A 25,016-nucleotide genomic window follows, 5' to 3' on the forward strand; every position below is an offset into this window, starting at 1 on the left:
CAAAAACGTTTCCCCATGCATAATATTATTAACAGCATTGTTTATTTTCCTGTAAGAAATAAAGGTTTTGCCCCGGTGCTCGTTTTCAAGCTGGCCGCGCTTGTCCTTTTCGCGGCGGGTTTCGCGTCCGCGCCGGCGCAGGCCCAGCCGGCGCAGGCCACGGGTGCCGGCGTCGTCGAGGGTGTGGTATATAACTCCACCAACGGCCTCCCGGTGGGCAGGGTGAAAGTCAGCATCAAGAGCATCGGCGAGGAGACACTCACGGACGACGAGGGAAGGTTTATATTTATTAATGTGCCGGCGGGCGCGGCCGAACTCGAGGTCTCCTACCTGGGCTTCGATTCGCAAACCGCCACCCTGACCGTGGAGGCGGGGAAAACCGCCACCCGCGATTTCCAGATCGTCCGCGAGGGCTCGGCGCGCAGCCGCGCCAAGGGCGACGACGTGATCTTGCTGGAAAAGTTCGAGGTGGTGGCCGACCAGACCATGTCCGCGCAGGCCCTCGCCATGAACGAGCAGCGCCACGCGCCCAACATCAAAAACGTCGTCGCCATGGAGGACCTCGGCAACTTCGGCACCGAGAACATCGGCGACTATGTCCGCTTCCTTCCCGGCGTGGCCATCATTGACGACGGCGACGACGCCGGCCAGCTCGTGCTCGGCGGCTTTGGCCCGGAATTCACCAACGTGCAGCTCGACGGCGGCGACGTCGCCAGCACCGGCGCCGGCACGCCCGGCGGCGCCGGCACCGTCAGCAAGCGCAACCTCACGCTCGCAGAGGTGCCGATGGTGAATATCGAGCGCGTGGAAGTCACGAAAGTGCCCACGCCCGACATGCCGGCCTCGGGGCTCGGCGGCTCGATGAACCTCGTCACCAAGAGCCTGCTCGGCACGAAACGCGCCTATCTCGATTACCAGTTGTATATGAACTTTAACAACAAGGAGGGCCTGTCCTTCGACGGCGGCACCAGGCAGCCTACCCCGCAGACCTCGCCCAAAAACAAAAAGCCCTCCTTCAACGCCACCTTTGTCGTGCCGATGAGCAAATCGCTGGTTCTCAGCGCCGGCGTTTCCCGCTCCTGGCGCTCGCGCCCCGCGTCGGATACGCCGACCGAAACCGCGCTTTGGAACCTGCGCACCACCGAGCAGGGCAACGCCAGCATCCCCAAGGACATCGCGCTGGCGCAGGCGCAGTGGTCGCAAATCGCTCAGATCACCGTCACGGAAAACATGCAGGTCGGCATGGAGTGGAAGATGGCGCGCAACGACACGCTCTCGCTCACCCTCCAGGCCCGCGAGGTTACCACCGACCGTTCGACCAGCCGTCTGGCCGCCCGTTTTTATCAGGGCACCAATTTCGACCCCGTCGGCGGCGCCGACTGGACCGCCGCCGCCAACCCCGCGACGGCCGGCGGCGAGTTTGAGATGGGCCAGAACGGCGCGATCAATTTCCGCGAAAAAACGGACAACACCCACATGACGCTGCGCTACAAGCACCGCGGCCCGAAATGGCATATCGACGGGCAGGCCGTCTATTCGCACGCCAGGCGCGTCAAGAGCAATCTGGGCGAGGGCTACTTCGCGGGCATCTACGCTCTGGCTATGGAAAGATTTGCCGCCGGATCCTCCAGGAAGGGCTATCAATTGGAAGGCTACGGCATCAACTCGACCGAGAGCATTCTCCCCACCAGCTACGTCGCGAAAAACACGGCCACCGGCGAGACGGTCAACCAGTTCGACGGCGGCAACTATTACCTCCATCAGGTGCGCGACGAGGACGGGATGTATAAGACGGACATGTATTCCGGAAAACTGGATGTGACGCGCATTTTCAGCCGCCATTTCCAAGTCAAGGCCGGCGCCTCCTTCAACCGCATGATCAAGGACGACTGGCAGGTGCCGCTCACTCATAATTTCGTGGGCGATTCCTCGATCAGCTCCGATTCCTACGAAAGGAAAAAGCTGAAATATTATATTGAGGATTATCCCTACCTCCTGGCCCCCGGCGTGAGCATGAACGGCAACGATGTCGCCTGGATAAGCCCGGCGGGCGTTTATAAATTATACCAAGAGCATCCCGAATGGTTTGAATTGTCGAGCACCGCCATCCAATACCGCGCCCAACGCTCGAAAAAGATGACCGAGGACATCGCCGCCGCCTACCTGCGGTTCGATCTGCGGCTCTTCTCCAACCGGCTCCACGCCATCGGCGGCGTGCGCTATGAAAAAACCGATCTCGACGGTTGGAGCGTGAAGGAGGATCCGTCCGCGGTTTACGTGCGCGACCCCGACACCGGCCTGCCCCTGAAAAATCCCGACGGCTCCTGGCAACTGATCACCACCGACAGCGCGGAGCAGATCCGCCTGCAATACCAGGAGCGCGCCTTCCACGAGGGGCAGAGTTACGGTGATTTCTACCCCAGCCTCAACATCAACTATTCATTCACCGACAACCTCGTCCTCCGCGCCGCCTACGCCCGCACCCTCGGCCGCCCGAACATACAATACGTCGTCAACGGCATCACCATGCCCAGTCTCCCCACTGAGCCGTTGGAAGATGACGACCCCTTCCCCGCCATCACCGTCGGCAACCCCGCCCTCAAACCGTGGACGGCCGACAGTTTCCACCTCTCGCTCGACTCCTATCATCTCAAGGGCGGCTTCGGCTCCGTCGGCGTCTATCGCAAAAACGTCAGCAACTTTTTCCAGCAACGCACCTTCACCGCCACCCGCGAAGACTTCGAGCACTACGGCGTCAACAGCAGCGACGTCGATTTCATGCTCGAGAACAACTACGGCATCAGGCGCTACATCAACGTCGGCGACGCCCGCCTCACCGGGCTCGAGTTCACCTACCGGCAGGACCTGTTCTTTCTCCCTCGCTGGCTCCAGACCGTGCAAGTCTGGCTGAACTACACCCGCATGAAACTGGAGGGCTCCAATTCCCGCGACTTCACGGGTTTCACCCCCGAGACGCTCTCTTGGGGCGTGAACTACATCCGCCCGCGCTTCACCCTCCGCCTTACCGCGGCCTACCAGGCCGAGACCAAGTCCGCCGCAGTCTCCACCGGCGGCGACGCCGGCAAATACATCCCCGCCCGCACCTACGAATACCAGGACGCCTACACCCGCTACGGCCTCACCGCCGAATACGCCCTCTCCCGCGCCTTCGCCATTTACATGAACTGGAGCGACATCATCGGCGACGACCGCATAAAATACCGCCGCGCGGACGACACCCCCGCCTACGCGCAAAACTACCAGCGCACCGTCACTCCCGCCTACATCATGGTCGGCGTCAAGGGACGCTTCTGAACCCGGACAAGAAAGGACAATTATATGAAAAATCCGAAACGCACGATTTTCCTCCGCAGCCGTCCCACGGGAAGCAAAGTTCGCGGCCTGACCCAAGGCCAGGCCCTTGTAGGGCGCGACCTTGCGTCGCGCCGCGCAGGGCGCACGGGCCTTGTCATGCGGTGGCTCCTCCGTTCCCTCGCGCCGGCGCTGGCCGCTCTCGCGCTTTCGCCGTTCGCCCCTGCGCAAACGCCGCCGATCACTTCCGGCACCCATGTCTTTGCGGATTCCACCACATTCGACGCGCCCGCGCGGCAGCAATTCACCACCGTCCTGACCCCCACATGGCTGATCGCCGACGGCGCCACCGTCACCATCGCCAACGTCACCACCACCGCCAACGGCGGCGTCTTTGAGATGAATACCAACAACGCCACCGTCTTCACCATCGCCCCCTCCGGCTCCACCGGGCGCGTCATCTTCAGAAACAACATCACCAGCGGCGAGGGCGGCGTCTTTTTTCAGAACCGAAACACCCTCGACATCACCAACGCCTCCTTCATCGGCAACGGCTCCACCAAGACCTCCGCCCACGGCGGCGGCGCCCTCAGAATCGGCTCCACCGCCATCGCGACCAGCCTCTCCAACGTTCTCTTCGATAAGAATTACGCACTCTCCCTCGGCGGCGCCATCCGCACCCTCCACGGCCTCTCGATCACCTCCGGCACCTTCACCGGCAATTACGCTGCCGGCGTCGGCACCGCCAACACCATCGGCTACGGCGGCGCCATCGCCGCCTACGCCGGCGGCCTCAATACCAACGCCAACGGCGTCCAGCAAAGCGTCGTCCGCGAAAGCTACTTCGCCGGCAACTGGGCCTCCCGCTACGGCGGCGCCATCGGCCTGGACACCCTCGGCTACCATTCCTTCAATTTCTTCGACCACGCCGGCTTCGCTGACAACTTCGCCGGCGTCGCCGGCGGCGCGTTCTACGATTACGCCAACACCGCCCTTCTCTACAACAACGCGCCCATCATCGACGGCCAGCGCTTCGTCTTCACCGGCACCACCGGCGTCACCGACTACGTCTATTCGGGCAACATCGCCCGCGGCGTGGCGATGACGGAGGACGAAATCGCCCTCGCGCGCTCCGGCTCCTTCGCCTTCACCGCCACCGCCGCCGCCAAGGCCGGCGGCTTCTACTTCTCGGGCACCGCGAGCACCCGGCTCCGCTTCGACATCGCCGAGGGCGTCACCGTCGCCATCGGCGCGGCCGGCAACCCCTCCGCCTGGGACTCCATCGCCAACTCCGACGCCAGCGGCACCACCGCGCGGATTGACCTCGTCGAAACCGGCACCGTCCCCGCCCCCGGCGGCACCCTTATCCTCCACGCCGACAACTCCTACTTCCAAGGCGCGGTCAACGTGGACAAAGGCACGCTCCTCCTCGGCAACCAGAACGCCAGACTCGGCGGCGTCATCACCGTGGCCGGCGGCGCGGCCTTCGGCGGCGCCGGCGAACTGGTCACGCACAAGCAAAACGACACCGTCTTCGCCGGGCGCACCAGGCTCATCCTCGGCGACAACGCCCGCCTCTTGGTGGGCACCGACACCGCTGTTGACGCGGAGACGCTCACGGTCGCGGGCGATTTGGTCGCGGGCGGCGGCGTCACGTTTGCGCACGACCTTTTCACCAGTGGCTCGGCCAGCCTGCTGCGCGTGGAAAACCTCAGCTTCGCCGGCACCGGCACCGTCAACCTCGGATTGCTGGCGACCGGTTCTTTCGCGCTCATCGAGTGGACGGGCTCCGGGCTCGGCGCGGCGGATTTGGGCCGGCTCGCCCTCACCGTGGACGGCGTGGCCTCCAACCCCCGCAGCACCGCCGCCCTCTCGCTCTCGGGCAACCAGCTCGTCGTCACCAATACCGTCAACAACCTCGTCATGCGCTGGACCGGCGCCGAGGGCGGCCACTGGACGCGCCGCCCCTCCTCCGCGCAGAAAAACTGGGCCGACGCCGGAGGCTCCGCTGAAAACCGGTTTTTCAACGCCGACAGCGTCGTCTTCGACGGCGAGGCCGACGCCGCCAATCCCGCCAACCGCGATATCACCATCGAGGCTGGCGGCGTGGTGGTCTCGGGCATGGAGGTGTCGGGAACGGCGCGCTATGTGTTCCGGGGCGAGGGCGGCATCGAGGCCGATGCCGGCGCGGTGGGCAGCGCGGCGTTCGCGCCGACGGGCAAGTTGAAAAAAAGCGGCGTGGGCGAGCTGGTCTTCGCCAACACCGCGCCGAACAATTTCGCGGGCGGCATCGAAATCGCGGGCGGCGCGGTCGTCTTTGACCACGCGGCTCAGCTCGGTTCCGGCACGGGAGGCATTGCGTTCACCGATTCCGCCACGCTGCGCGCCTCCGGGACGGTCACGGGCACGCTGGCCGGCGGCATGCGCATCGCGGCGGGCAAGACCGCGGCGCTGGAGGTCGGGCCGGGAGGCGCGCTCGTTTACGACGGCGCGCTGGCCACCGCGGCGGATGCGACGCTGCGCAAAACCGGCGAAGGCGCGCTGCTCCTTGCGGGCGACAGTTCGGCCAGCGCCGGCGCGTTCGCGCTGGACGCGGGGGTGGTGGCACTGGTCACGCCCGCCGCCGCGCTCGGTGGAAAAATCACCGTGGGCGCCGGTGCGACCCTCGGCGGCGTGGGCGCGGCGGGCGCGGGCGGCTCGGTCACGCTCGCCTCCGGAGGCATCTTGGAGGCAGGCATCGACAGCGCGCAGTCAGGCACGCTCACCATCAACAATCTCGCCATGACCGGTGGCGCGGTGTTGCGGATGGATTTGTTCAAGGACGCCGACGGTGCCTACCAAAAGAGCGACCGCGTTATCGGCACGGGCTCATCCGCCATCAGCGGCGCCAACACCATCGACCTCACCTCCTTTGCCTCGGGCACGTTCAACCTCGGCAATCTCACCGGGCTCGCCGCCGACGGGCGCGTGACGCTTAGCGGCATGACGCTGCCCGCCGGCGGCCGTCTCACGGCGGAGCTGATCAACGCCGCCGGGACGCTGGAACTGGTCACGACCTCCGACCAGTCGCGCGTGATGACGTGGACGGGCAACAGCGGCTCCTCCTGGAATCTCGCGGAGGCGGACTGGACGGGCGACGGGCTGAACCAGTTCAGCTACGGCGACCGCGTGCGCTTCGACGACACCGCCGCCGGGAGCCGGAACATCTTCATCGACGCGGGCGAGGTTCGCGTCGCCGACATGACCGTGGGCGGCGCCGCCGATTACACGTTCACTGGCGGCGGCATCCACGCCGACGCGGACAACGTGCAGCCGGATGCGGGCGGCGTTGAGCACATCACCGACGCCACGGGCAAACTCATAAAAACCGGCGGCGGCACGCTGACGCTGGCGAACGGGAAAAACACATTCCTCGGCGGCGTCCGGATCGACGGCGGCGTGCTCGCCATCAGCCGGGGCGAACAGCTCACCACCGGCACCGCCCGCATAGACTTCACCGGCGACGCCACGCTGCGCGCGAACGCCGACCTCGCGCTCGACAACGAAATCCTCGTCGCGTCGGGCAATACCGCCATCGTGGACAGTAATGGCCGCGACATGGTGCTCCGCGGGCGCGTGGGCGTGGCGCAGGATGCAGCCTTTGTGAAGGATGGCGCCGGCGTGGTGTTACTCGAACAGCAACTTGCCATGAACGCCACCGGCACCTTCACCGTGCGCGGCGGCACGGCGCGCGCCGGCGCGGAGAATGTATTCACTGTCGTGGAGGGCGCGGCCATCGTCGTGGAGGAGGGCGCGTTGCTCGACTTCAACGGCCACAACCAGACGCTGCGCAACCTCTCCGGTGCGGGCGGGGTCGATATCAGCGGCGCGCAGCTCACCTACAACGCGGCCTCCGGCGCGCACACCTTTGATGGTAGTTTCCTCGGCAGCGGCACGATCCGCAAGCTGGGCGACGGCAAATGGATGCTCTCCGGATCGAGCAGCTTCGACGGCGATTTTCTTGTGAACGCCGGCACGCTCGGCTTGGGCAACAGCGCCGCGCTCGGCGCCGCCGCGATCACCTTCAATGGTCCCTCCGGTGGCTCCCTTTCCATCGAGGCCAACGGACTTGACATCGCCAATGACATCGCGGTGAGCGGGCTGGCCACGCTCACTCTCGACACCAACGGGCGTGCTGCGGAGTTTTCCGGCGCCATCACCGCCGCCTCCCTCGCGATTGCCGGCACCGGCACGCTGTCCCTTTCGGGCAACAACACCATCTCCGCGCTCGCGATAAACAATCCGCTCGCCATCGCCCGCCGCGCCGAATCCATCGGCAATGCGGCGGTGAGCATCGCCGATGGCTCCACGCTGGAATTTCGCGACATCGGCTTCGGCCAGGTGAACGGCAATCTCGCCGGCGACCGCGTGCTGCTCACCTCAAGCACGATGTCCCTGCGCGGCGCGAACAACCTGCGCGCGCTCGACATCGCCGCCGGCTCGCGCGTCACCGCCGCCTCCACCGGCGCGCTCGGCGGCACGGGCGCGGACGTCACCGTGCGCGACGGGGCGTGGCTCATGGTGCCCACACTGGGCACGGTGGCCGGCAACATGAGCGTGGACGGCGGCGCGCTCGTTTTCGGCGCGGCCCCGGCCCCCGGCTCGCTCGTGATTTATGGCACGCCCGGCTCGCTCGCGTTGTCCGGCACGCTGGGCTTTTCCAATGGCGGCGAAATCCGCCTCGCCGGCCTTCTTCCCACCGGCATCTATACCGCAGCGCTCGCCTATGGCGGCATCACGGGCATGCCCGCTTACGACGCGAACCAGGGCGGCATGTTCATGGTGGCGGACATCGTCAATGGCGACACGCTGCGCATCACCGCCTACAACAAGGCGCTGGAGCCCGGCAAGGACATCGTCGTGGCCTTCGATGCCCTGTCCGCCTCGATGCGCGCCGTTTCCACGCACATCAGCGAGGAGTTCATTTCCCCCCTGGCCGGACGCGAGGCGCCGCGCAGTGGAAACAGCCTGTGGGTCCGCGCCATCGGCTCCTTCATGGAATACGGCGATGATCGGGAACACCTCGGTTACACCGACAACACCTATGCGGGCATCATCGGTTATGACTGGATTTCCACCAAGGCCCTCATGCTTGGCGGCTACTTCGGCTATTCCACCACGGATCTGGAAACCACCAACAACGCCACCACGGAGATGGACATGCCTTACATGGGGCTGTATGCCGCCCGGCGCATGGGGGATTTTTATGCGTCGGCGGATTTGACGGCCGGCTTCGGGAGCGCCGACACGCGGCGCCGGGAGGATTTCGGCAACCTCGTGACCGGTTCCCACAAGCTCGACACGCTCGGCGGCAGCCTGGAGGTCGGCTATGTGCTGCCGATCCTTTCCGATGGCGAGATCAGGCCGTCCGTCGGGATTCATTATATGAATTTGTCATTCCATGATTACGCCGAGACCGGGGAGGGGGCGGTGCGTCTGGATGATATCCGTGCATCCCTGTTGCAAGGCGTGGTCCGAGTCGACGCAGGCAAGGGCATCACACTGCCTTGGGGACTCCCCGGCATGGTGGGCCTGGGCGTGGGCTGGCGCCAGAATTTCCTCAATGAGCGGACGGACACATGGGCGACGCTGGTGGAGTATCCGAACGCGCGGATACAGATTCGCGGCGACGAGTATGCCAAAAACAGTTTCATTGCGGGCCTGGGCATCAGGATGATGCTGTCCAAGTCCATGCTGTTCTCGCTGGCCTACGACTATGATTGCGTCCCCTACGGCGACCAGAACAACGGCACCGGCCGGCACACGTTCGACTCGGTGCTCAGAATAAGCTGGTGATGCCCGATGGCCCGCCCGGCCCGCTCCTCCTGCGAACGACTCGGAGGGGGTAAAAAAAGACCATTTGCCGTCCGGCTTTCGGTCTCTATTTGCCGCATAGCCGCATATGAGTCCCTCGCCCTTTCCCGCCCGCTCTTCGCTGACTAACTGATGTTACGCGGAAGGTCTTGAAGTGGCACGGGCTGGCAGCCCGTGCCACTTCGTGCCGCGTAACATCAGTGACTAATACCAATTCTGAACGAAATTCACTCTGGTGGAGGGCCGAGCTCCTGCGAGGCCGTCGCGGTTATACGCGACGTTTTTCCGCAACGGCCTCGCAGGAGCTCGGCCCTCCACCAAAAGGATGATTTTCATTGGGAAATAGTATCAACCCCGCCCGTCGAATATTCGGATTACTGTTTTGAACAGAAGGTGACAAAGAAAACGAAGCAGAGGAGGCGGATGACCGCTTTTCCCGCTGCCTTTGCTTCCTTCTACAAAAATCCCCCGCAGCTCTATTCGAAGATCAGCTTGTCGATGCCGAAGTGGCTTTTCTTGGCGGCGCCCTTGGCGTGCCTGACGAGTTCCACCTCCAGCAAATTGGCGCCCTTTAGTATATTCACTGCGCCGGCCTTGATCGGCTTGATGTCCAACTCGCCGCCCAGGTCGAGTTTGCTGAAGATTTTCTTTCCGTTCAGGTAAATATCAAACACGCCATAATCACTCGCCGTGGTAAACAGGCCGGTCAGGGTGAAGCGCCCTTCGACATTCGAATTGAAGCTGAAGAACGCCCGGTTGCCGACCTCGGCGTCCTTCCAGAACAACTGCATGCCGCCGCTCCAGGGCAGCGTGTCGTGCGCCTGGTAGGAAACCACGCCCGATGGCGTGCTGACCCATATCAGGTTTTCCGCCTCCACGCCCAGTTTTTCGTCCAGCGCGGGTGAATATATGTCGGTGCGATCCAGCGCGACGGGCTCCCTTACACCGGCCAGATCCCGCTCCGCGAGATTTTCTCCTCCGGGAACCATATACCAAAACGCGACCGGCGCGTAGTTGATCCTCGTGTGCCCTCCGGACCATAATTCCATGTCAAAATGGAGGGAGCGTTCAAAAGGAATGCCATCCAGCGCCCGGACGCGGGCATTGACTGTATAGCGAGGGGTGAAATTGCCCGTCCCCAATGGTTGGGCGACAAACGGATGATCGGTGAATGTTTCAGGGCGGCACCAGGCATAACCATAATAATCTTCTGTCCCGGTGCCGAAATGGGAGGGGAATGGCTCTCCATCCACGTAGATTTTTTCATCTCCCTCGCCCCACCATCTATAGTTTGTATTGAACAAGACAATGCCATCCCCGACATAAACGCCTTTCCCTTTCAGCCTCGCGAAATTAATATCCGACGCTTGGTCGTTCGGGTTTGCCTGTATCCGGGTGTATTGCCGCCAGCCCGCGCCGAAATGCATGGAGCGATCATCCCAATTCCAGTCCTTTATGCTGGCGGACGCATCGACGATGCGGACGGGCTGGCCGCCCAGGTTGGACAGGGTGATGGTGCATTTTTTTGCGAAGGGCATGATCCAGTAGGATTGCATTATCCCGTCCTCGCTGGCTGTCGTGTACCATGTGTTGGTATAAAGCTGCTTGTAACCGATGCCGAAAAAATCGCCGACCGGCACCCAGACGGTCTTTTCGCCATCGAAGGCAATTTCGAGCACGGTGGAGCGGAGCGCCTGCTCCTTGTTTTCGGCCTGGAGGCGCATCGCCAGATGCTGGATCGCTCCGGCGTGGTTTGCTTCAAAGATCCGGCTTTCTCCGGGTTGGAGATCGGCATCCAGTCTCAGCACCGAACTCTTGGCCGGAAGTGCCCTTCCGCCGTCGGCGAGTTGTTTCAGGGTGGCGGCAACGAGATCTTTGTTCTTTTGCATCTCCGCTGTGGAGTAGGAAACGACCTCCACGGAAGGGGCGTAGGTGCGATAATTGATATTATAATACACGGCTTCCGTGCCCGGTTTTTTCGCGCCGTAATCGTCCTCGCTCAGGCCCTGGCTCTCGTAGGTGATCTTGCAGTGTTTCGCGTAGGGGATCGGAAAATATAAATTGTGTCCGCGCCTTTGATACAGGGTTGCCTCGGGCACCGAGGCGGCCAGCGGCGCGCCGGTGACGAGGCCGCCGCTCAGGATGTCAAACGCGGCTCCCTCGATGGCCGGTACCGGCTCTCCGTCAATGTAGATGCGCAGGGTGCCGCGTCCGCTGTCTTTTCCCGAAAAGGTCATCCAGAAGCGGACGATGGCGCCGGGGCCTTCCGTGTCCATCATGACAAACTCGCGGCGCCCGTTGTTATTTGCCACGCGCAAAAACATGGAGCGGTCGCGGTTGGCAAACCAGCCCGGCTTGTCCGGCGCGACGCTCTCACGGTCGTAGCTGCTGGACTGTTTGCAGGTGAAGGCGGGCTCGGGAAACCGGGCGCGCTCGTCGCGGTTTGTCATTTCCAGCAACAGCGACTCGATAGAGACCGCGGGCCGGGCCAGGCCGGCCGGCATGGCGGCGCAGAGGACGGCGAGGAGCAGAAGCGGACGCAGGCAGGTGGCGGAGTATGGCATATGTTTTGGAGTAATGGGATGTTTATGGGGTTTTCAGCAACGACGCTTCTTGAAACATGCCCGAGAGCTTCCCCTGCGCGGTGAAAAACCAGATCGTGCCGGGCTCGGGCTCGAATGTCTCCACGTAGGCGAGCCATTTGTCTTTTTGGCGCGCGATGATCACGGGCTTGCTCCAGGTGGCGCCGTCGTCGCCGGACAGGGCCGCGGAGAGTTCGTCGCGGTGCCAGCTCGCGGCGGTTTCGGCCCAGAGGGCGTCGCCGGGTTGTCTGCGCTTATAGTCGGGCTGGCCTTCGGGATGGAGCCGGTTCCAGATGAGGAGCAGGCGGCCGCTCGCGAGCCGCGTGCAATAAGGCGGCGAGCTGGATGCCTCGATGGCGGCCGGTCTGATGGTGCGCCATGTCAGGCCGCCATCCTCGGAGAACGCTTCCCAGTAGCGATCCCAGTTCGTGCGGATAAGCATCCAGATGCGCCCGTCGCGCAACTCGATGAGATCGGGTTCGATCACCCCATCGTGGTGTCCGCGCCCGCCGAGGTCGATGATGTTGCCCATTTTCCAGGTCACGCCGTCGTCGTCTGACACACAGGTGCGGACGACACTGCGCAGCGGGCCGCCGGTGTAATATTGCAGGGGAAACACCAGCCGTCCGCTTCTGGTTTGAAGCAGCCGGATCGGCGGATGGCCGCACACGCCGTCGAAGATGCGCTGGCGGCCGGTCCAGGTCGCGCCGTTGTCGAGGCTGCGCATGCACCACACGTCGCCGCTCGCCTTCGGACCCAGGCCGCTGCCGTCCTTCAGCCAGTCGTCCTTGCGGACGTCGCGCCACACGATGACGAGCGCGCCGGAGCGGGTCCGGATCAGGCGGATCATGTCGGTCGGCACGCCCTCCGCGGTCCCGGTCGTGTCAAAGCCGGCCACGACGGGTTTTCGCTCGCCCCACGTTTTTCCGTTGTCACGGCTGCGCAGGGTCGAGTTTCCGTCGAGCGTGAGCAGCGCGCCGTCATCGAGGCGGATGATGGAGGTGCAGGGCGCGCCGGGTTTTTTTATTGGGAGCGATTGCGCGGGCGGCGTGATGCGTTCGTCCGCCGCAATCTCGGCGGCGCAGAGAAGCGACGCGCCCAGCAATACGACGAGCCGGGCGGGAAAAAATGGCAGGAGGATGAATGGGCGGCGCATGGTGGATCGGGGGGGGAAAGGGGAGGGGAAATATTCTGGTTTTTCGCGGCGGCCCGTGGGTGCCTGGTTTCGCGATGAGGGCGGTGAAAGCGAACCGCGCGCAGCCAGCGGCATCAAGCGGTTTCAACTGGCTTCCCTTGCGGGCCGGGGGTCGCGCGATTGCGCCGGGCGTCCTTCCATTCGAGGGGTGGCGCGCCATGGTGTTCGCGGAACCGCTTCACAAAATATGCGCTGGAGTTGAAACCGCAGGACGAGCCGATTTCCTTGACGGAAAGTTTGCTCTTGAGGAGCAATTGCCCGGCGAAGCGCAGGCGCGCGGCGGTGACAAACTCGGTGAATCCGCCGGCGGCATGGAGCCTGAACAGGCGGGTGAGGTGATCGGGGCTGATGCCAAACACCGACGCCACATGATCGCGTGAAAGATCATCCTGCAAATGGTCGGTGACATAGGCGCTGACCTCGTCCACCAGCCTGCCGCCGGAGTCGGGCGGCTGCGGGGCCGCGCCGCCGGGATTGCCGTCGGCGCGCAGTTCATGCAGGCACCAAGCCAGCAGCGCGCGGGCGGAGGCGGCGAGGGTGTGCGAGCCCGCCTCCGCCGCGGCCGTCGCCGGGCAGGCCGCGTGCATGAGCGCGAGGGCGTGCGCCAGTTCGCCGCCGGGCGCGGAACCGGTCTGGTGCGACAGCAGGATTTGGGTTGGTTGGGCGGCGGAGGAGGCAAGCGGCAGGTTGTGATACCAGACGAAGCGCGTGCGGTCGCTTTGAAAAATCACCGACAGCATGGTGCGCGTGGGGCCGTTGCGCACGAGATACCAGCTGTCGGCCGGCATCCAGCAGAGTTGGCCGGGCCGCACCACGATGTCGCGCCGGCGGTTGGCGAGCTCGCGGATGGTGCGGTGTTCGCCCGTCAGCGCGAGGATGAACCGGCAGTCGGAGACATACGAAAGGCTTGTGCCGCCCCGCGCGCCCGCGTCCGTCGAATCGGGCAGGCCGCCGGGGATGTTCTCGTGCACGATGGCCGAGCGCGGCAGGCCGGCGCCGAGCAGCAGCTCCATCAGTTTTATAAAGGACTGGCGGGCGTTTCCCGACGTGATGGCACGCTTGAGCAGGGGCAGCCCCGGGAGTTTCCTGTTCGAAGGGAATTCGTGCATGATGGAGGGACGGGGCCATTCCGCCGGAATGATGAGGCGATGGCAACGTCGGAAAAGTCATATCATTGACGGTATCATTACACGCTGCGGTCTTGAGTCCCGCGCGGTGTCGCGGGAGATTTTTCGCAAAAACCCTGTGCCGGGAAACGCCGCGGCTGTTGATTCCTCTCCGCCGATTTCCGCGTCACCTCCAATCCCGCCTCGACCATGACCTTTCCCTCAAAAATCCGCCGCTTTCTCGCCAGCCACCAGCGATGGCTCATCGTCGCCATACTTTTTTTCTTTTCAGTCGCGAACAACTTCGACCGCCAGACCCTCTCGGTGCTGGCGCCGACGTTGAAGGAGAAGCTCGGTTTCACCTCGGTCGAGTACTCCTACATCCTCACCGCCTTCCTCGCGGCCTACACGACCGGCTACGTCTTTTGCGGGCGCCTGATCGACCGCTTCGGCGTCAAAATCTGCATGACCGTCGCGCTCTGCGTCTGGAGTCTCGTCTCGATGGCCCACGCCGCCGCCGCCGGCTGGGTCGGCCTCCTTGTTTTCCGCTTCATGCTCGGCCTCGTCGAGAGCTTCAACTCCCCCGGCGGCATCAAGGCCCTCGGCGAATGGACGCCCAGCCGCGAGCGCGGCCTCTGCGTTGCCATCTTCAACAACGGCTATGTCTGGGGCGCCATCTTCGCCGCGCCCATCGTCGCCTTCATCACCCATCACCTCAACTGGCACCTCGGCTTCATCCTGCCCGGACTCGCGGGCTTCGCTCTGCTCGCCGTCTGGTGGAAGTTTTACGACAGCCCGGAGCGCCACCGTTGGATTTCCCCGGCCGAGCGCGCCCACATCCTGGCCACGCGCGGCGGCCCGTCCGCCGCCGCCGGAGAAAAAATTCCGCTCGTCAAAATCATCACGCACCCCGTCTGCGTCGCCTTCTTTTTTGCCCGCTTTCTCACCGATCCCTACGCCTACTTCTTCAACTTCTGGCTGCCGGACTACTTCACCAACGCCCGCGGCTTTTCCCTCGCCCTCATCGGCCTCATCAGCTGGATACCCTTCCTTGCCGGCGACATCGGCGGCCCCGGCGGCGGCGCCCTCTCCGACTGGCTCATCCGCCGGGGCATCAACCCCCTGCGCGCCCGTTTCACGCTCCTCGCCGCCGCCGCCTGCCTCATGCCCCTGGCCAATGTCGCCGTCCGCACCCAGTCCGTCTGGGTCGCCATCGCCATTATCGCCGTGATGTTCGCCTGCCAGACCTGCTGGATGGCCAACCAGCTCTCGCTGCTCTCCGAGTCTTTCCCGCGCAGCGCCACGGCCACGGTCATTTCCATTTCCGCCATCGGCGGCTCGCTCGGCGGCATCGTGGCGACCCTGTTGACCGGCCAGGCCGTCCAGCACTACGGTTACGTGCCGGTGTTCACCGCGATGAGCGTGTTGCATCTGGCCGCGCTCGCGGCGATCGGCTTCGTGTTGTTTCGCAAACGGGGCTTGGCGCGTGTCCCCGCCCCTGCGATGTGAGCCGGGCGGTGTTTCCGTCGGTTTTATAAATGCCGGAAATTTTATATTATTGTCGGTATCATTACACGCTGCGGTCTTGAGCTGCGCGCGGCTTTGCGGGAGGCTTTCCCGGACGCCTTATGACAGAAACCACCACGGCTGTTAATCCCCCCATCGGCTCCACCGTCACCGAGCCCGCTCGCCGCCTGCCCGTGCGCGCGCAGGTCGATGTCGCCGTCTGCGGCGGGGGGCCGTCGGGCTTCATCGCCGCGGTGGCCGCGGCGAGAGCGGGAGCCTCGGTGCTTTTGCTGGAACGCTACGGTTTTCTCGGCGGCATGGCGACGGCGGGCATGGTCGGCCCGCTGAGCAAGTTCAACCTCGGCGGCGAGCGCATCGTGGACGGCATCCCGGGAGAGTTTATCCGCGCGCTGCACGCGGCGGGTGGCGCCATCATCAACCTCCCGAGCGGAAACGTGCCCTACGATGTGGAATTATATAAACTCGCCGCCCAGAGCATCACGCGTCGCTCGGGCGCCGGCATTCTCCTGCACGCGCAGGTCGCCGGCGCGATTGCATCGAGGGAGGATCCGGGCCGGCTGACGCATGTGGTCATCGAGACCAAATCGGGACGCGAGGCCGTCGCCGCGAACCAGTTTATCGATTGCACCGGCACCGGCGACCTGGTGGCGCGGGCCGCTCTGCCCTGCGAGATGCGCAACCGGCGCGCGAGCGGCGAGCTTCAGCCGATGTCATTGTATTTCCGGCTCGGCGGCGTGGACACGGACAAGCTAAATGTGCTCATGGCGCACGACGGCACCAAGTATGCGAACCCGGAGTTGCGCGCGGTGCTGGCGGAGGAGGTGAAGGCCGGGCGCCTGCGCAATTTCGGCGGACCGTGGACCGTGCACGGCAGCACCATCCGCCCCGGCGAGGTGTCGGTCAACGCCACGCGCATCACCGGCAACGCGGCCGACGCGGACGACCTGTCCCTCTCCGAGCTCGTGCTGCGCGAGGAGGTGCCGGTCATGATTGATAGCTTCCGCCGCCATCACAAGGCGTTCGCCCATTGTTATCTGATCGAGACGGCCACGCAGATCGGCATCCGCGAGACGCGCGCCATCCGGGGATTATATACATTGACCGCCGAGGATGTCCTCACCGCCCGCCCCTTCTCGGACGCGGTGGCGCTGGGCGGCCACCCGATCGACATGCACAGGGCGGACAGCAGCAGCCAGAGCGTGCAGTTTCTCACCGTGCCCTATCATATCCCCTATCGCACGCTGGTGCCGGAGGGCTCGAAAAATGTGCTGGTCGCGGGCGGCACGCTCTCGGCGACGCGCGAGGCGTTTGGCTCCGCCCGCGTGCAGGCGCAGTGCATGGCGCTCGGCCAGGCGGCGGGCGTGGCCGCCGCGCTTTGCGCGCAGAGCGGGGAGTCCGTTTCCAGGCTCGATGGCGCGGCGTTGAGCGCGAGGCTGAAGGCGGACGGAGTGCTGGTTTGACGCCCCGTGCCGGGTATTTTTCCGCGCTGGTTGGCCGACTCGGGAGGCCACCGCGCCGGGATTGTTTCCGATGATCAATGATATTCCCTGACGGCCCCGTCGGCCTCCTCCCGCCCCTTTATATATTCCCATGCAAATACACACGGTAGATTTATTGATATTGGCCGCCTACTTCGGAATCATTGTCGCGCTGGGCTTCTGGTTCTCGCGCAAGAACACTTCGACCGACAATTATTTTCTTGGCGGGCGTTCCATGCCCGGCTGGCTGCTCGGCGTGAGTCTCATCAGTTCGATCATGAGCTCGATGACCTTTATCGCCGGCCCCGCGGACAGCTTCAAGACCGCGTGGTTCCGCACCGTGCAGCACCTCGCGGTGCCGCTCGGCGGCATGCTGGCGGCGTGGGTGTTCGTGCCTTTTTTCCGACGGGGGACGATCAGCTCGGCGTATGAATACCTCCATAAACGCTTCGGTGCGTCGATTTCCGCCTATGCGGCGGTCGCATTCATGGTCATGCAGGTCATGCGGGCCAGCATGATCATGTATTTGCTCGCGATCATCCTCCAGTCCATGACCGGTGTGCGGTATGAATGGTGCCTGATTATCGGCGTGGCGGTCAGTGGTGTTTACACCGTGAAGGGCGGATTGAAGGCCGTCGTGTATCTCGACGTCGTCCAGACCGGGCTTTTGTTGCTCGGGGCGTTTTTATTGCTCGGCGTCATATTCTCGGGGATCGGCGGAGGCATTCCCGCGGTGTTCAGCGAAGCGTGGGTCGCAAACAAACTTTCCTTTTGGGACATTGACAACCGGACGGGGGAATTCGGGCCGACCAGCTGGGCATGGTCCTTTTCGGAAAAAACGGTGACCACATTTTTCTTTGTCGGTATCCTGTCTTTTCTGATTGGCTGCCTGGATCAGATCAACGTGCAGCGGTGGTGCGCGGCGAAAAGCGCCCGGGAGGCGAGGAAATCGATATTGGTGCTGGGATTCGGCGCCTTGCCCATCTGGTTTGCGTTCAAGTTTATCGGCACGGCGTTGTTTGTGTATTTTAGCCACAACCCCGACCCGGTGGCCTCTGCGATCCTGGCCGGGGACGGCGCCTATAAGGCGGAAATGATCGTGCCGCACTTTATTGTTACTTATCTGCCGGTGGGCATCGCGGGCCTTGTGATAGCCGGCGCCATGGCGGCGGCCATGGGCTCCCTCAGCGCCTGCATAAGCTCGTCGGGCATGGTGTGGGTGGGGGACATATATAAGAAATATATCAAGAAGACCGGCGACGACCGGCATTATCTCCTGGTCGGGAAGCTCGCCTCGGGTGCTGTCACGATGTGCATTCTGGTGTCCGCCATGCTTGTGCACACGGCCAACACCAGCACGCTGGCCGACCTGCACACCAGCGCCGTCGCGGTGCTGGGCGGAAGCGTGCCGGGGTTGTTTTTCCTCGGCATGTTCACCCGGCGCGGAAACAAATACGGCGCATGGGCCGGCATTGCCGCGGCCATGTGCTACACGCTCTATATGTTGCTCGGGCAGGTCGGCGCGCTGCCGGCTGGCTGGCGCCTGCCGATACATATCTATTACCTCGCGTTTTTCGGCAACATGATCGTCTTGGGTGCGGGCTATCTGGTGTCGCGTCTGACGCGCCGCCGGACCGCCGACCTGAAAAACCTCACTGTTTGGGACCAGGAAAAAACACCGCTGGTGTGATGAGGGGGCCGGGACGGGCTATGGCGCTTCCCCCGCCGCATTTTGGGAAGCGCCGTTCTTTTCGCGTTGCCCGAGAATCCGTTTTATATATTTTCTTAAAATAATCATCCCCCCCTCGGACACGGCGCCGTGGTCCAATCCGCCCATTTCATAAAATTCAACCTGCGAATGGCCGAGATTTTTCAGGCTCACCGCCAGGAGTTCATTTTCCTCCACACGGCTTTTAAACTCGATGCGCCTGTCACCGACAATGAGGCAGATTGGCGGCAGATCCTTGGAAGCGTGGTATAACGGGGCATATTCATCAATCAACGGGCGGAATTGGGGGCCTGTGTCATTGCGTAATTTTTTCACGGTAAAGTGCGTCGTGACCTGGGCGCTGACGGGAATGATTCCGGCCAGTTGTTGGTTCGATACCCCATAAGGCGCCAGCCAGCGCGCATCCATGCCGACCATTGCGGCAAGGTAGCCGCCCGCCGAATGGCCGGAGATAAACACCTTGGCCGGGTCACCGCCGAGCGAGGCGATGTTTTTGACGACCCATGCCGTGGCCGCGGCGGCGTCCTCAAGAAAACAGGGGAAGGCGCCCTGCGGGGAAAGCCGGTAGCTGACGGCGACCAGGGCGCAGCCCTCGTTCTTGAGCGCCGGGAATCGGCGCTTTCCTCCGGTCAGCCCGCCGCCGTGAAACCAGATGACAGTGGGAAAAGCGGTCCGGTTTCCCGGATAATATATATCCATCCGGCACTGGTTGCGCTGGTATTCCGCCGCGCCTTTCAATGCGGCATCGTCATAATATGGGAGATTCGTCTTTGTATTATAGGTGATCGGTTCCGCTTGAGCGCCTTGTCCGCTCATTCGCGGCAGCGCGTTCATAAGTGTGAGGACGCACAGGAGTGATAATAATGGTGTTTTCATGATTTGTTTTCAGGCGGGCGGCTGGGATTAATGATCAAAAATCGCGGCGATTTTATATCGTGGCCGTGTCACAAAGCACGGATTAAATGCGGGACCGGCCTTGGCGCGCGATCCGGGCGGCGCTAATCCGCTTCCGGCCAGAACCCGGCCGGTTCCATTGCCACGGAGTCCCGGCCTCTCGGAATCCTGGGCATGGAGGCGCCAAATGGAAGTGCGCCTGCATCAGGGGCGCTCGTCTCGCCGAAGCCTCCGATGCCGGGCAGCGCGCGCCGGGTGAGCTTCGACAAATCCATGCCGGCCCTCCTTGCGGCATGCTCTTTCTTGATCCGAAAGTCGCCGGCCTCCGCATCAACGAACGGACTGGTTTCGCCGGTCATCCATTTGCCGTTGCGGTCGATTCCCTGTTTTTTGGCCAGCGCGATGCCCTTTTCCCATGATGCGGATTTTCCCCTGCGAAAATAAACATTGTTGTCCCCCGTCCAATTCGGCGGAACCGATTCGCCCGTGTTGCCCCACCATGCCTCGGTCCAGAACAAATTGTTATACACATGAAACTCCGGCGTGCCGATGCCCTTGATCTTGTTGCTCACAATCGCGTATCGGGAATTTGAGGTGTTATGATACAGATAAACTTCCCCGGGATTGAGCTCGAGTCCGCCAAAGAAGCGGCCATCCTCCGCATTGTCCTTAAAAATGTTTGCGTAGGCATACAGGGGGCCCTTGTCGATTGGTTTGAAACGCAGGCCGCAGCGCGTGTGGGTTACGAAATTATGATGCCATTGTTCGTCAATGCCGCCATCGTTCAGTTCGAGCCCCTCGTCGTTGGCGCGCTCGATGCGGTTATGGTGAATTTCGGACCCGCGGTTATAGTGGATCCATGCCATGCGCTCCGCGGCCGTCGATTGCCATTCATCCCAGCCTCTGCTGGCGATTGCGTCCCAATGGTCGTGAATGTAATTGTCATGCACCCGGTGGCCGCCAATCGAGCGGTCCAGATTGATGCCTTTGCTGTCATAGAATCCATATCGTTTATGGGCGACCCAAATATCCCATGCCTGCGACCACCGGGGATCGGTAAATTGCCCATCCGGCCCGGCCCGGTTGAATCCGTTGTTGATGCCGAGGGGATTCTGGGTGATGCGGTTGAAACGCAATGTGCAGCGGTCGCTGCCGCGGGAAAGCGTGATGCCGTCGCGGGTGCGATTGATAAAGCAGCCTTCCACCACGGATCCGATACTATTGGTGATCATGACGCCGTGGTGGGCGTGGCGCAGCTCCAGATTGCGTATCACGCAGCGGTTTGCTCCTTCGATGCGCACGACCGCCGCGTCGGGCGCAAAGACGATATTCATCCCCCGGGGATCCCTGTTGCCATCGAAACGGATGATAAATTCTTTCTTTTTTCGCAAATACAAGCCCGCGCCCTGAACATATTTCCATCCACCCTTGTCGAAGCCTGTCTGGAACAGGCGGCTCCAGGTGATTTTTTCCCCGTTGCTTTCCGCCCGGGGAAAACGGCTTTCGTCCAAAAGCACCAGCTGTTTCCCATCCACGATAACGGCTCGTGGTTCGGTTGCGAGCGTGGTGCGATATACTCCGGGAGCGATATCAACCGCCTCGCTCCAGGACGGTGCAATATCGTCATGCCCCTCCATCACCGCGCCATCCATTCCTTCCAATGTCACGGGCGCCCCGTAAGTTCCTCCTTTGGTGATTACAACGCGCTCGCGATACACGCCCGGAAGCAGGCGCACGACATCCCCCGGCTTTGCGTTATCCAGTGCGCGCTGGATGGAGCGGCGCGGCGCGGCTTCCGTGCCGGCGGCATTGTCGTCGCCTTGCGGCCCGATATATGTTATCCGTTCTGGCGCGGCCGTGATTTCGCGCTCTGCCAGCGCGTTTCTTATTTTTCCCGCAACCATGTCCGCCATGAGTTGATAGCCGCGTTCCGTGAAATGCACATTTTGCCTTAACTGAATTTCGACTTGGTTTTCCGACGCAAATGTAAACAGGTCGTTGATTGCCACTCCCTCCTGCGTCATGATTCCGGCGGCGATCTCGTTATATCGGATGGCATCGGCTTCGATGCGCCCCGAGGCGCCATCCGGCACGGGAGTGGTCGTGGCAAAGATCAATGCCGCCCCGGTGCTTTTCAGGCGTCGGACCAGCACCCGGAGATTTTTTTCATATTGTTCCGGCGATGTCACCTGCGTTCCCTCGGCCGGCGGCACATATTTTCCGGCTTTGTCGAGATATTTTATATCATGCAAACCGAAGTTGAAATGAATCACATCCCATTTTCCGGCGCCCAGCCATGTGTCGAGCCGCCGCAGTCCGATGGACGTATCCGCGCAGTTTTCCGGCGGACGGTGAATGTTGGCGATCCCCTTGAGCCGCTCCCTTGCCGGGATGGTATAGCCGATCGATATGGAATCGCCTAGCAGCAATACCCGGGGCAAACGGGGAATATCCTCGATCGGGATATAGGCCGGATACTTGTATTTCGGCGGCGGCGGCGTGCCCGCCGCCCGGGGCTCTTCCTCGGCCCTGGCCAAGACGCCGGCGAGCAGGAACAAAGCGGCGGTGCGGAAGAAAATATGTGCGCGTGTTTTTTTCATGGCGGGGAATCGGATTGCGTGTGGCTGCGGCTTGTTCAAAACATACCTGCCCAAGCTCAATTTTCTTCAAGCATGGGACCAAACTGCACCGCGCCATCGTAGGCCGTGACGCGACCGCTTTCGACCAGTGGGAGCAATTCTGATCCTGCGAGGAGCGCAGGTCCATAACCGTGAGCGGCGAGCGCACTTTGAGGGCGATGATAATAATACACGGGATCCATCGCCATCGCACTGCCGACACAGGTGCCTTCGACCTGCCCCTTGGCATTGACGCGCGAGGCGACGGCATTCCATCCGGCAATCGCGGCCGGGCCATAAACCAGGGCATCGGCCCATCCGCGATTGATCGCCCGCGCCATGCAGTAGGTAAAAATTGCGGTGGCGGACGTTTCGAGAAAACTGTCATTGCGGTCCAGCAATTGATGCCAGAACCCCCGGCCACCCTGGCATGCCGTGACGCCGGCTATCTGCCGCCGGAGGAGGTCCAGCACGATTCCGCGACGGGGATAATCGTCCGGAAGAACATCGAGCAACTCCACCAGGGAGAGCATCGCCCATCCATTGGCCCGGCCCCAGTGGTATTCCGGATGAGTGGCGCAATCCTCATACCATCCATGCATGTAGAGGCACTTGCCTTTGTTAAACATGCGCCTGGAGAATAGTTCCAGTTGATTTACGGCCTCCTCCGCATAGCCTGCGCTTCCGGTTAGTTTGTACAGCTGGGCAAGCGCGGGCACGCTCATGTATAAATCATCCAGCCACAGCGAATTTTTCAGCGGGCGATGCCGCGCGAATGTTCCGTCTGGAAGCCGGTATTGCCGGTTTGCAATATGGTCTGCAAAATGATCGATCAAGGGAGCCAGGCCGGTCGCCAGCCCGGCATGATGGGCTTTGACCATGGCCGCGCAAAGCGAGCCTGCGTCGTCGAGATTGTGCGGATGAATAATTGAAATGAATGCGGGCTGATTCAAACCAGCCGGGCGCGCTGGCAGGCATGCCCTGAAGCGCGGGGTGGCATCGGCCAGGAATTGCAGGCGGCGGGCGGCATAATCCCGATAGCGATGGTCTCCAGTGCGTTCAGACGCCAGCATCATGCCTTGGTATACAACGCCCCATTCGTAGGAGATAAGCCGGAACAAGCCCTGGGCTATATCCGCATCGGAATTGATTTTTCCAAGATCGGTTAATTTTCTTCCGTTTCTGCGATCGACCAGGCAGGCGGGGGAGTGGCGGTCGATATAGGAATGGATGCGTTTGAGAACGTCGCGGATGGATTTGGGTGTCGGCGGTCCGTAGGGGATGGTATAAACGGGTGTCTGGCTTTCGGGCCGCCAGGTTTCCTTAAACGCGCGGGACGAGGTCGCCGCCGTGCGCGGCGCGTTTTTTTTCGAGGGGCTGGTTTTCCTTTTCATAATTGGTCTTTTCCGTAAATGAAGAGGCGCATGGGAATTTTTGGGAGAGCTGTCATCTCATGGATGGATGCGGCCATTGATTTTCAACCGGGCGGGTGTTGCGGGGAGACCCAGTCGATAGCTTTGACGGCGCCGGGCAATGGCTGCCCTGTGCAATGCCTTGCATGGCGGGCCAGTCCATCCGTCCACGCCTTGCCGGAGCGACTTCATTTTCGCACCGAGGCTCCCGGCGCCCAGGTGCCGCGCACCAAAACGCCGCGGGGATGCAAGGGCACGCCCAGCTCATTATGATACAACAGCCCGACCAGCAGTTCCACGGCATTGGCGCCAACGCCCACGCTGTCTTGGCGCACGCCGGCGACCTCGCCTGGGGCGGCGCCGTCCACATCGTCCACGTTGAGATGGGCAAAGCCGATGTCCTGGGGCATGCGAATGCCCTTTTCCCACAGGATCGAATACAGGTTTCTTGAGGTGGTGATCACCGCGTCCACGCGGGTGCGTCGGATCCATGCGCGTATATTTTTGAATTCGTTTGTAATCAGCGGAACCGGTGCGTGGCCCTCAAGCTCGGTGCTGATGGTCGCGTCGTAACCTGCATAAAACCGTCCGTTTACGATGCGCTCGACCCGCGCGTCCCCAATATATCCGATTCTCCGGTAGCCGAGCGACCACAGTTTTTTTGTCGCCAGGCGGCCGCTTTCATATTGATCGTCACTGGCATAGTGAAGGTCGGGCTCCTCGAAGCGTATGCCCACCCCGACAATGGTAAATTCATCCAGCGGCAGAGGAATATTTGCCGCCCGCCCCTGATAGTCCTCAAAATACGGCAGCAGGACGCCCTTGATTCCGCGGTTCTGCAGGAATCTCCTTAACCGGCTGTGTTTCCATTCCGAAACCAGTATCGTATCGATTGCGTAACCCAATGCCCGGGCTCTGTCTGCGGCTCCTTTGACAAAAGCCATGTGCACGGGATCGCGCGCCATGTCTCCGGACGATGGGTAGAAATCAAGCCACGCAAGATTGCACACGGCCGCGGGCGGACTTTTGTCCCGCAGTTGTGTCATCAGGGCCGAGACGAGCGGGTTTGGCCGGTAGCCCATGCGGTCAACCACCGCTTTGACCCGGCGGGCCGTCTCCGCGCTGATGCGCGGATCGCCACGCAATACTCGCGAGACCGTGCTGGCGGAGACTTCCGCTTCGCGGGCAACGCTTTCCATGGAAAGGGTGGAAGTTGGTCTTCGGGGTGGTGCAGGGGCCGGGCGCGCCATGACAACTCTTTTCCTGCCATTTCATCGGCGGGGTGCAAGCCGCGATTGCGGCACTTTATG

Annotated in this window: 12 protein-coding genes; 5 read left to right on the top strand and 7 right to left on the bottom strand. The window is 62.4% G+C overall.

Translation table 11 applies throughout. From position 1 onward, the window contains the following. Window positions 1-15 precede the first annotated feature (15 nt). Both OH491_RS18040 and OH491_RS18045 read left to right on the top strand, forming a co-directional pair. Complete coding sequence (locus OH491_RS18040) at window positions 16-3,315, top strand: TonB-dependent receptor (RefSeq protein WP_068770224.1); 3,300 nt, start codon at window positions 16-18, stop codon at window positions 3,313-3,315. 24 nt (window positions 3,316-3,339) lie between these two features. After that, complete coding sequence (locus OH491_RS18045) at window positions 3,340-9,147, top strand: autotransporter domain-containing protein (protein WP_068770223.1); 5,808 nt, start codon at window positions 3,340-3,342, stop codon at window positions 9,145-9,147. Between the two features lie 494 nt (window positions 9,148-9,641). On the opposite strand, the gene OH491_RS18050 is transcribed toward OH491_RS18045, so the two are convergent. The 3 genes from OH491_RS18050 to OH491_RS18060 all read right to left on the bottom strand — a co-directional run bounded on the left by OH491_RS18050 (window position 9,642) and on the right by OH491_RS18060 (window position 14,051). After that, window positions 9,642-11,729 (bottom strand): DUF2961 domain-containing protein, encoded by a 2,088-nt coding sequence (locus tag OH491_RS18050; RefSeq protein ID WP_145928768.1) that lies wholly within the window; start codon window positions 11,727-11,729, stop codon window positions 9,642-9,644. Window positions 11,730-11,751: 22 nt separating this feature from the next. Beyond that, a complete protein-coding gene (locus tag OH491_RS18055; protein ID WP_068770222.1) occupies window positions 11,752-12,903 on the bottom strand; it encodes a sialidase family protein in 1,152 nt (383 codons plus the stop codon). Window positions 12,904-13,016: 113 nt separating this feature from the next. Next, complete coding sequence (locus tag OH491_RS18060; protein ID WP_068770221.1) at window positions 13,017-14,051, bottom strand: helix-turn-helix domain-containing protein; 1,035 nt, start codon at window positions 14,049-14,051, stop codon at window positions 13,017-13,019. A 207-nt stretch (window positions 14,052-14,258) separates the two neighbouring features. Here OH491_RS18060 and OH491_RS18065 point away from each other — a divergent pair, with 207 nt between their 5' ends. The 3 genes from OH491_RS18065 (at window position 14,259) to OH491_RS18075 (ending at window position 18,743) form a co-directional block, all read left to right on the top strand. Beyond that, on the top strand, window positions 14,259-15,557 hold the full coding sequence (locus tag OH491_RS18065; protein WP_068770220.1) for an MFS transporter: 1,299 nt from the start codon (window positions 14,259-14,261) through the stop codon (window positions 15,555-15,557). A gap of 119 nt (window positions 15,558-15,676) precedes the next feature. Continuing rightward, window positions 15,677-17,035, top strand: coding sequence for an FAD-dependent oxidoreductase (locus tag OH491_RS18070; protein ID WP_068770219.1), 1,359 nt, complete (start codon window positions 15,677-15,679; stop codon window positions 17,033-17,035). 130 nt (window positions 17,036-17,165) lie between these two features. Continuing rightward, the gene (locus OH491_RS18075) at window positions 17,166-18,743 is read left to right on the top strand and encodes a sodium:solute symporter family transporter (RefSeq protein ID WP_068770218.1); all 1,578 of its coding nucleotides are present in this window, start codon (window positions 17,166-17,168) and stop codon (window positions 18,741-18,743) included. Window positions 18,744-18,761: 18 nt separating this feature from the next. On the opposite strand, the gene OH491_RS18080 is transcribed toward OH491_RS18075, so the two are convergent. From OH491_RS18080 to OH491_RS18095, 4 genes are all read right to left on the bottom strand, one after another. Then, window positions 18,762-19,616, bottom strand: coding sequence for an alpha/beta hydrolase (locus OH491_RS18080; protein ID WP_334319274.1), 855 nt, complete (start codon window positions 19,614-19,616; stop codon window positions 18,762-18,764). A 164-nt stretch (window positions 19,617-19,780) separates the two neighbouring features. Continuing rightward, the gene (locus OH491_RS18085; RefSeq protein WP_068770216.1) at window positions 19,781-22,276 is read right to left on the bottom strand and encodes a GDSL-type esterase/lipase family protein; all 2,496 of its coding nucleotides are present in this window, start codon (window positions 22,274-22,276) and stop codon (window positions 19,781-19,783) included. Window positions 22,277-22,332: 56 nt separating this feature from the next. Further along, entirely contained in the window at window positions 22,333-23,688 is a 1,356-nt protein-coding gene (locus tag OH491_RS18090) for a glycoside hydrolase family 88/105 protein (protein WP_068770215.1), read from the bottom strand. A gap of 206 nt (window positions 23,689-23,894) precedes the next feature. Next, the gene (locus tag OH491_RS18095; protein ID WP_334319273.1) at window positions 23,895-24,905 is read right to left on the bottom strand and encodes a LacI family DNA-binding transcriptional regulator; all 1,011 of its coding nucleotides are present in this window, start codon (window positions 24,903-24,905) and stop codon (window positions 23,895-23,897) included. Window positions 24,906-25,016 lie beyond the last annotated feature (111 nt).

The sequence above is a fragment of the Termitidicoccus mucosus genome (assembly GCF_038725785.1).
GTDB classification, from domain to species: domain Bacteria; phylum Verrucomicrobiota; class Verrucomicrobiia; order Opitutales; family Opitutaceae; genus Termitidicoccus; species Termitidicoccus mucosus.

Bases quoted from the DNA above. Each gene is read 5' to 3' on its own strand.
- OH491_RS18040 (WP_068770224.1), top strand. From the start codon at position 16: ATGCATAATATTATTAACAGCATTGTTTATTTTCCTGTAAGAAATAAA.
- OH491_RS18045 (WP_068770223.1), top strand. From the start codon at position 3,340: ATGAAAAATCCGAAACGCACGATTTTCCTCCGCAGCCGTCCCACGGGA.
- OH491_RS18060 (WP_068770221.1), bottom strand. From the start codon at position 14,051: ATGCACGAATTCCCTTCGAACAGGAAACTCCCGGGGCTGCCCCTGCTC.
- OH491_RS18085 (WP_068770216.1), bottom strand. From the start codon at position 22,276: ATGAAAAAAACACGCGCACATATTTTCTTCCGCACCGCCGCTTTGTTC.
- OH491_RS18075 (WP_068770218.1), top strand. From the start codon at position 17,166: ATGCAAATACACACGGTAGATTTATTGATATTGGCCGCCTACTTCGGA.
- OH491_RS18080 (WP_334319274.1), bottom strand. From the start codon at position 19,616: ATGAACGCGCTGCCGCGAATGAGCGGACAAGGCGCTCAAGCGGAACCG.
- OH491_RS18095 (WP_334319273.1), bottom strand. From the start codon at position 24,905: ATGGAAAGCGTTGCCCGCGAAGCGGAAGTCTCCGCCAGCACGGTCTCG.
- OH491_RS18070 (WP_068770219.1), top strand. From the start codon at position 15,677: ATGACAGAAACCACCACGGCTGTTAATCCCCCCATCGGCTCCACCGTC.
- OH491_RS18050 (WP_145928768.1), bottom strand. From the start codon at position 11,729: ATGCCATACTCCGCCACCTGCCTGCGTCCGCTTCTGCTCCTCGCCGTC.
- OH491_RS18090 (WP_068770215.1), bottom strand. From the start codon at position 23,688: ATGAAAAGGAAAACCAGCCCCTCGAAAAAAAACGCGCCGCGCACGGCG.
- OH491_RS18055 (WP_068770222.1), bottom strand. From the start codon at position 12,903: ATGCGCCGCCCATTCATCCTCCTGCCATTTTTTCCCGCCCGGCTCGTC.
- OH491_RS18065 (WP_068770220.1), top strand. From the start codon at position 14,259: ATGACCTTTCCCTCAAAAATCCGCCGCTTTCTCGCCAGCCACCAGCGA.